Annotated in this window: 8 protein-coding genes; 4 read left to right on the plus strand and 4 right to left on the minus strand. The window is 64.7% G+C overall.

Going from position 1 to position 8,371, the window contains the following annotated elements; translation table 11 throughout:
* Positions 1 to 152: 152 nt before the first annotated feature.
* The gene (locus tag H1B27_RS05435) at positions 153 to 587 is read left to right on the plus strand and encodes a DUF5330 domain-containing protein (protein ID WP_197965273.1); all 435 of its coding nucleotides are present in this window, start codon (positions 153 to 155) and stop codon (positions 585 to 587) included.
* A gap of 67 nt (positions 588 to 654) precedes the next feature.
* Entirely contained in the window at positions 655 to 1,083 is a 429-nt protein-coding gene (locus H1B27_RS05440) for a SufE family protein (protein WP_061878019.1), read from the plus strand.
* Positions 1,084 to 1,087: 4 nt separating this feature from the next.
* On the opposite strand, the gene H1B27_RS05445 is transcribed toward H1B27_RS05440, so the two are convergent.
* Both H1B27_RS05445 and H1B27_RS05450 read right to left on the minus strand, forming a co-directional pair.
* Entirely contained in the window at positions 1,088 to 1,504 is a 417-nt protein-coding gene (locus H1B27_RS05445; protein WP_061878641.1) for a Ros/MucR family transcriptional regulator, read from the minus strand.
* Positions 1,505 to 1,650: 146 nt separating this feature from the next.
* Complete coding sequence (locus H1B27_RS05450) at positions 1,651 to 2,487, minus strand: DUF308 domain-containing protein (protein WP_197965274.1); 837 nt, start codon at positions 2,485 to 2,487, stop codon at positions 1,651 to 1,653.
* A 312-nt stretch (positions 2,488 to 2,799) separates the two neighbouring features.
* Between H1B27_RS05450 and H1B27_RS05455 the strand changes: the two genes are divergently transcribed.
* Positions 2,800 to 4,449, plus strand: coding sequence for a glycosyltransferase family 39 protein (locus H1B27_RS05455; RefSeq protein ID WP_061878021.1), 1,650 nt, complete (start codon positions 2,800 to 2,802; stop codon positions 4,447 to 4,449).
* A 205-nt stretch (positions 4,450 to 4,654) separates the two neighbouring features.
* On the plus strand, positions 4,655 to 5,434 hold the full coding sequence (locus tag H1B27_RS05460) for a class II aldolase/adducin family protein (protein WP_061878022.1): 780 nt from the start codon (positions 4,655 to 4,657) through the stop codon (positions 5,432 to 5,434).
* 198 nt (positions 5,435 to 5,632) lie between these two features.
* On the opposite strand, the gene H1B27_RS05465 is transcribed toward H1B27_RS05460, so the two are convergent.
* Complete coding sequence (locus tag H1B27_RS05465; protein WP_061878023.1) at positions 5,633 to 7,027, minus strand: M20/M25/M40 family metallo-hydrolase; 1,395 nt, start codon at positions 7,025 to 7,027, stop codon at positions 5,633 to 5,635.
* A gap of 24 nt (positions 7,028 to 7,051) precedes the next feature.
* A partial coding sequence (locus H1B27_RS05470; protein ID WP_246515191.1) for a glycosyltransferase family 87 protein occupies positions 7,052 to 8,371 on the minus strand: 1,320 nt, incomplete at its 5' end.

Consider the following 8,371-nt stretch of genomic DNA (forward strand, 5'->3'; position numbering starts at 1 on the left):
ATCGAAAATTTACGACACCGTCGGCTTCGAAGAATCCTGCGCAAATTTTCCGCGAATTAAGCTCAAGGCAATCACTTGCGATTTATCGAGAGTTGCTAGGTCCGACTTCCGCGGAGATCGCCGCGGGCGGAATCTAACGGACAGGTCGCAAGATGCGCTTTCTGCTTCGCATCACATTCTGGCTCGGGCTGGTGCTGGTGCTCCTGCCGCGGGACAAGACGCCCGAATCGGAGAAGCTGCCGCAGATCGGCGCCGCCGACGCGGTGCAGGCTGCGACTGCGGCCGTCTCCGACATGACCCATTTCTGCAAGCGCCAGCCGGCCGCCTGCGAGGTCGGCGGACAGGCCGCGACCATCATCGGCCAGCGGGCCCAGGACGGCGCCAAGAAGCTCTACCAGATCATCAACGACAAGAAAGAGCAGATCACCAACGACAAGAACGAGAAGACCGACAAGAAGGCGCCCGACCATACCGGCTCGATCGCCATGGCCGGCGAAGGCAACGGTGCCGCAAGCGAGGCGCCGGGCGATACCCTGACCCAGGACGACCTCGCGCTGGAATGGCGCGGCCCAGGGCCAGCGAATTAGCGGCCAAACCCTATCGATTTCACGGCTTCGCAACCCTATATTGGCCTGAACGCGAACACGGGCCAACATGACGACGATCGACGAAATCAGGGACAATTTCGAGCTTCTGGACGAGTGGGATGACCGCTACCGGTATGTCATCGAGCTCGGCCGCACCCTGGAACCGATGCCGGAGGCGGAACACTCCGCCGCCAACAAGGTGCAGGGCTGCGTCAGCCAGGTCTGGCTCCAGAAGCTGGTCGACCGCAGCAATGGCGAGCCGATCCTGAGATATCGCGGCGACAGCGACGCGCATATCGTGCGCGGGCTGGTTGCGATCGTGCTTGCGCTCTATTCGGGCCGCACGCCGCAGCAGATCCTCGCTACCGACGCGATCGCCGTGTTCAACGAGTTCGGCTTTCGCGATCATCTGACGCCGCAGCGCTCCAATGGCCTGCGCTCGATGGTCGAGCGCATCAAGACCGACGCCAAAGAGGCGCTCGCGGAAGCGACGTAGGAAATCACTTCCGCTTCCGCTGCTGCTGTCCGAGGCCCATCTGCTTGGCAAGCTGCGAGCGCGCCACCGCATAGTTCGGGGCGACCATGGGATAGTCGGCCGGCAAGCCCCACTTCTCGCGGTATTGCTCCGGCGTCATGTTGTACTGCGTGCGCAAATGGCGCTTCAGCGACTTGAAGCGCTTGCCGTCTTCCAGACAGACCAGATAATCGGGCGCGATCGACTTCTTCAGCGACACGGCCGGCTTGGCGGGCTCGAGCGGCGCCGCCTCGGCGCGGCCCGACGACACCCGCACCAGAGCGCCATGCACCTGGCTGATCAGGTTCGGAATCTCAGCCGCCGGCGTGGGATTGTTGCTGAGATAGGCCGACACGATGCTTGCCGTCAGCTCGATGAAATTCCTGGCCCCCGCGTCCGACATCGGCCGCCCTCCCTCCACCTTGCGTCTCACGGGATTGACGACGCCGGAGTATTCCATGTCAACAATACATTCGGCTCAAATAAGATAACGGACGATGATGTGCTGATTACTGGTGAACGGCGCTGCTTTACTTATGCGCGGCAGCCTCAACCGCGCTGGTCGAGATGGGCGCGGAGCTCGTCGATCGAGGCAAAGCGCATCATGCCTTCCGGCATCTGCGCCTCGATCGAGCCGTCGGAATAGAGCGAATAGGCCATTCCGTCGACGACGCCGGATTTGAGCACGGTCACGGGTGCCGGCTCGACGGGCGGCGGTGGTTCGGGTGCAGGCGGTGGGGCGGCCTCCGCAAAGGTCGAGGGGGAGCGCGGCGGCGGACGGCGCGGGGGAGGAGCCGGCGGCTCCTGCGGGCGCATACGATCCGGCCTCGGCCAGGCCGCATCAAAGCTCGCGGGCGGATGGTCCGGCGCCTCACCGGGCTCCTCCGCAGGTGGCTGCGACGCCGCGCCTTCGGTGGCCTTCTCCGCGCGCTCGCGCTCCTTGCGCGAGGTCGAGGTGAACAGCAGGTTGCGCCGGCGCGGCGCTTCCGCGGCGGGTGGCGGCGCAGGAGCTTCGGCCTCCTGCGGCCCCTCGACCCGCGGACGCTCGCGCGCGGCAGCTTCGCTCTGCCACGGCCGCGGGCCTGCGGGTGGTGGTGGCGGCGGCGCCGGCTCGGGCGTGACCGTGCCTGACACGGCGAGGCCCGGCAGCACGGGCCTGACCCGAACATCGGACGCGATCGCGGCGGCCAGCCGGCGAGCGATGCCCTTGAGCTCGAGCAGCACGAGATACAGGCCGACCAGTAACATTCCGGAGCAGACGCCGATGACGCCGGAGATTATGAGAGTTCCGCCGAGGCTGAATTCCCTGATCGTCAGGCCGAAAATGACCGCAAGGAGACCCGCCAGGAGGGCGCAAATCCCCACGATCAACAATGCCAAGCTCATCGAACTCACCCCCGGCCGCGCATCCACACGCGACAACCGCTACGCCACGATACCGTCATACGATGTTCCACGCCAACGGCCAATTGTAGGCGGTGTTCCTAAAGGAAAGGAAATCAGGGACTTATTCACATTCCCTTCAGCTCCGGCTCGGTACTGCTCAGGGTCCTCCGAGGAACGGGAATTGCTGCGTCGCATCAGGATTTTAGCTATAATGCCCAATTACTTGGTAATGGAACTGCGCTATAGGGAGTCCGGGGAGCAGGCCCGCGCGCACCGGCAGGGCCAAGAGGGGATCCCGGGGCACCGACCGCTATGACATCCATCACGACTTCGGTGATCGACACGCCCTTGCGGCGCTCGGTCGAGCGGACTTGCGACGATCTCGCCATGCTGGTGCTGGCTGCGGTCGCCGTCATCGCAGGCTTGACGTTCCGCGACTACGGGCTCGGCTGGGACGACTACACCCACGCCGAATACGCCGACCTGCTGCTGCGCATGTTCGGTTCCGGCTTCAAGGACACCGCGGCGCTCTCCTTCGCCAATCTCTACATGTATGGCGGCGGCTTCGACATGGTCGCGGCCCTCCTGCACAAGGTCATCCCGCTCGAGCTGTTCGAGACGCGCCGCCTGGTCGGGGCCATCGTCGGCGTGATCGGCCTTGCCGTGACGTGGCGGCTCGGCCGCCGCGTCGGCGGACCTCTTGCGGGTCTTGCCTCGCTCCTGCTGCTCGCGCTCTGCCCGATCTTCTACGGCCACATGTTCATGAACCCGAAGGATGCGCCCTTCGCGGTGGCCATGATCATCCTGATGCTCGGCCTCGTCCGTCTCGCCGAGGAATATCCGCGGCCGTCGCCGCGCACGGTCCTCATCGTCGGCCTGGGTGCCGGTCTTTCGCTCGGCTGCCGCATTCTCGGCGGGCTCGCACTCGTCTACGCCGTGCTCGGCTTCATACCGCTGCTGCTGGAGGAACTGCGCACTGAGGGTTTGCGCGAGTCGGTCCGCCGCTTTGCCCATGTCGTCTATGTGCTGCTGCCCGGCCTCGTGCTCGGCTACCTCGTGATGGGCCTGATCTGGCCGTGGTCGATCATGGAGCCCGGCAATCCCTTCGATGCGCTGACCTACTTCTCGCATTTCTTCGAGAAGCCGTGGAAGGAGATGTTCGACGGCGCGATCGTGTCGGTGCCCGACATGCCCTGGTCCTATCTGCCGACGCTGTTCGCACTGCAGCTGCCGGAGGTGATGCTGGTGCTGACGACCGGCGCCGTGTTCAGCACCTTCGCCATGCTGCCGCGACGCGGGGTTCCGGCGCGCCGCAAGACCATCCTCTTGATGCTGACGCTGGCTGCGACCCTGCCGCTCGCGATCGCGATGGTGAAGCGCCCGGCGTTGTACAACGGCATCCGTCATTTCGTCTTCGTGATCCCGCCGATGGCGGTGCTCGGCGGCGTCGCGTTCGCCTGGGCCATGGAGCGCCTGCGCGCCAATCACCGCACCTGGCAGCCGGTCGTGCTCGCCACCTTCTGCTTCGGCCTCGCGCTGTCGCTCGCCGAGATGATCCGGCTGCACCCCTACCAATACACGCATTTCAACCATATCGCGGGGACCGTTCGCGGCGCCGACGACCGCTTCATGCTGGACTATTGGGGCCTCGCCCTGAAGCAGGCCTCCGACGAATTGCGCGAGCAGCTCGTCGAGCGCCAGGAAGTGCCGCCCAGCAACCGCAAATGGAAGGTCGCGGTCTGCGGTCCGCAACGCCCGGCTCAGGTCGCGCTCGGGCCCGACTTCACCATCGGCTGGGATTCCAACGCGGCCGATTTCGCCATGACGCTCGGCGAGTTCTACTGCAAGGGCCTCACCGCGCCCGTCATGGTCGAGATCAAGCGAGACGACGTGGTGTTCGCCCGCGTCTACGACATCCGCGGCCGCGGCATTTCCAGCCTGCTGTCGATCCCGGCGCCGTAAATTCTTCGGTCTCCGGGCTGCCCAAGAAAAACGCAGTCGTGGCCTGGATGAGCGCCACACATCCGGGACCTTCGGGCAGCCCCCCGCCTATCCCTTGCGCTCATGCGGGCTACGCTGAACTGCCGCGCTTTTGGCCGTCTTGCTGCCAGCCCGCAGCAAGACTAGGTTTCCGCCCCGCAACAACGATGTTTCGGAGAGACCAGCCATGTCGCCAGCGGAAGCGCGCCTCAGGGAAGTGCCGTCGAACATGACGGAGGCGGAGTGGCAGCAACGGGTCAATCTCGCCGCCTGCTATCGCCTCGTCGCGCTGTACGGCTGGGACGATCTGGTCGACACCCATATCTCGGCGCGCGTGCCCGGTCCCGACCATCACTTCCTCATCAACCCCTACGGACTGATGTTCGAGGAAATCACGGCCTCGAGCCTCGTCAAGGTCGACCTGCACGGCAACCAGCTCTCCGAGAGCGAATACAGCATCAACCCGGCCGGCTTCACCATCCATTCGGCGATCCACGAGGTGCGCGAGGACGCGATCTGCGTGCTGCATCTCCACACGCTCGACGGCACTGCGGTGTCGAGCAGCGCCGAAGGCCTGTTGCCGCTGAACCAGACTGCCCAGCTCGTCACCCACGACCTCGCCTATCACGACTATGAAGGCATTGCGCTCGACCACGACGAGCGGCCGCGGCTGCAGAAGGATCTCGGCGACCACAATCACATGCTCCTGCGCAACCACGGCACGCTCACGGTCGGCCGCTCGGTCGCCTCCGCCTTCGAGCGCATGTATCACCTCGAGCGCGCCTGCTCGATGCAGGTGCGCACGCGCGCGCTGGGCACGCCGGTCTATCCGGTCGACGATATCGCGATCGACAAGAACACCGAACTGCTGTCGAACCGCGACCGCGCCGAGTTGCGCGCCACCAACCTCGTGTGGCCGCCCTTGCTGCGCAAGCTCGACCGCGTCAATCCCGGCTACAGGACTTGAGATATTTTGGATCTGGTGTAGAGTAGCGCGCAACGAACCTCTACGCCTTTTGGAATGAAACGCCGCCCAATCCCGGGCGGCGTTTTTGTTTCAGGGCTTCGTAGGGTGGATTAGCGAAGCGTAATCCACCATGTTTCAGCGAACGCGGAACGAAGTTGGTGGATTACGCCTTCGGCTATCCACCCTACCGCACCCAGCCTATTTCACCTCCGCCAGCGCGGCGAGGATCCTTGCCCAGGAGCGGATGCCTTTCTGGAAGCTCCGCAGGTCGTATTTCTCGTTCGGCGAGTGGATGTTGTCGTCGTCGAGGCCAAAGCCCACCAGCAGCGAGTCGAGGCCCAACGTGCGCTTGAAGTCGGCGACGATTGGAATCGAGGCGCCCGAGCCCATCAGCACGGTCTCCTTGCCCCACTCCTCGGCCAGCGCCTTGCTGGCGGCGGCGAGCGGCTTCATGGTCCAGTCGAGCGCGACCGCAGGCGCGGCGGAATGGTCGCCGAACTCGACCTTGCAGTCGCCGGGAATGCGCGCCGATACGTAATCGCGGAAGGCCTTGCGGATTCTCGCGGGATCCTGGCCCTGCACGAGGCGGAACGACACCTTGGCCGAAGCATGTGACGGGATCACGGTCTTGGAGCCTTCGCCGATATAGCCACCCCAGATGCCGTTGACGTCGCAGGTCGGACGCGTCGAGGCCTGCTCGACCAGGAGCCTGCCCTTCTCGCCGGCCGGGAGCGACAGTCCGACCGGCTTGAGGAAGGTCTCTGGCGTGAAATCGAGCTTCTTCCACTGCTCCAGGATGTCGGGCGGCGTCTCCTTCACGCCATCATAGAAGCCGGGGATGGTGATGCGGTTGTCGTCGTCGAACAGGCCGCCTAGTATTTTCGTGAGCACCCGGATCGGGTTCATCGCGGTGCCGCCGAACACGCCGGAATGCAAATCGCGGTTGGCCGCGGTGATCTTCAGCTCTTCATACAGCAGCCCGCGCAGCGAGGTCGTGATCGCCGGCGTGTTGCTGTCCCACATGCTGGTGTCGCAGACCAGCACGTAGTCTGCCTTGAAGTCGTGCTTGTTGGCCTCGATGAAGGGCACGAAATTCTTCGAGCCGACCTCCTCCTCGCCTTCGATCAGGAAGGTGACGTCGACCGGCAGCGAGCCCGTCACCTTCTTCCAGGCGCGGCAGGCCTCGACGAAGGTCATCACCTGCCCCTTGTCGTCCTCGGCGCCGCGCGCGACGATGATCTTGCGGCCGTCGGCATGATCCGCGACGACGGGCTCGAACGGCGGACGGTGCCAGAGATCGAGCGGATCGACCGGCTGCACGTCGTAATGGCCGTAGAACAGCACGTGCGGCCGCCCGCCCGCTCCGGTCCTGCCGACGACGGCGGGATGGCCCGCGGTCGGCCTCACCTCGGTCGCGACACCGAAGCTGGCGATGTCCTTGGCGAGATGCTGGGCCGCAGCCCTGCAATCATCCGCGAAGGCCGGATCGGCCGAGATCGACTTGATCCGCAACAACGAGAACAGGCGCTCCAGGCTGTTGTCGAAATCCTTGTCGATGTGGTCGAGCACGGATTGAAGCTGCGTGTTGGACATTGTCGTGTTCCTGATTGCGGGGTCTCAAGGTGTCTGCGCTTTTAACGCCGGCGCGGCCTCGGGGCCAGCCGCAACCGCCGGATGCCGGATGTGCCAGGCGAGACACCCTGCGAGGACGGCCGTCGCAGCCAGGTTGTTGCCACAGGCCTGGATGACCTTGGGAAACCACGGCAGCGACAGCAGCATGAGGATGCCGGCGGCGCCCAGGGCGAGCCAGGTTCCCAGGCGCACATGCGCCCGCGCGTCGAAGGCGGCGCGATACATCAGCACCGTCATCGGGAAGAACAGCCACATGAAGTAGTATTGCCGTGCCAGCGGCGAGGCCACCGTCATCAGGCAAAACAGGATGCCGAGCTCCTCGGCGTCCGAGCGCTCGGTCCGCTGCGCCTCCCGCGGCATGATCGCGACGAAGCCGAGCCCAAGCAGTGCCGACAGCGCCAGCACGATCCAGTTCGCCGTCCGGTAATCGACGTCGATCACGTTCATCGTCCGCGGCGGCTTGTTGCGATCGTCCTGATTGTAGTTGATCGGACGGACCAGGCGATGCGTGACGGCAATGAGGGACTGGTTGACCCATGACCAGTTCTGCTCCGCGCGCTGGCCAAAGCCCTTTTCCGAGCTCGTCCCGACCATGCCCTGATACCAGACCGCAAGCTCGGCCGCATTGCGCTCGAAACCGCGGATCGGCGCCGGCACGACATAGAGCAGGATGCCGGTGAAGGCGATCGTGCTGACGAGGGCGGCCCACTTCCGCCGCCAAAGCAGATACGGCAGCACAGCGATCGGAAACACCTTGATGGCGGCGGCGAGCGCGAACAGGAAGCCGGCGAGCCACGCCCGCTGATGCCGCAGGCTCCAGAAGCCATAGAGCATCATCGCGAGCAGGACGAGATTCGGCTGGCCGAGATCGAACATGTCGAACACGAAGGCCACGGTCACCAGCACCGGCAGCGCTTCCAGCCAGCGTCCAGGCTTGCGGTGCGAGCCGGCCATGACTTGGGAGAGCGTCCCGGTGTACCACCAAGCCACAGCATTCAAGATCGACAGGACGACATAGAGCGGGATTTTGCCGAACCAGCTCGGGATCGCTAGCAGGATCGCGGGGAGCGGTGGATAGATGAAGTCGAAATAGTCGCGGGCCGTGGCAGGATAGAGCGGCCCATCCTGCAAGACCTGCTGTCCGGCCCAGTACCAGAGCACGTAATCCTTGGTCTTGCCGTGGCCGAAGATCTCGGGGACGAGCACGTCAGCCGTCAGGAGGATGCAGCAGAACAGAAAAAGCAGATCCAGCGGCGCACGCGGCGACAGACGTCTCGGCGCATCAGGCTTGGCTAAGGGGGCGGG

Source organism: Bradyrhizobium diversitatis (genome assembly GCF_016031635.1).
Taxonomy (GTDB): domain Bacteria; phylum Pseudomonadota; class Alphaproteobacteria; order Rhizobiales; family Xanthobacteraceae; genus Bradyrhizobium; species Bradyrhizobium diversitatis.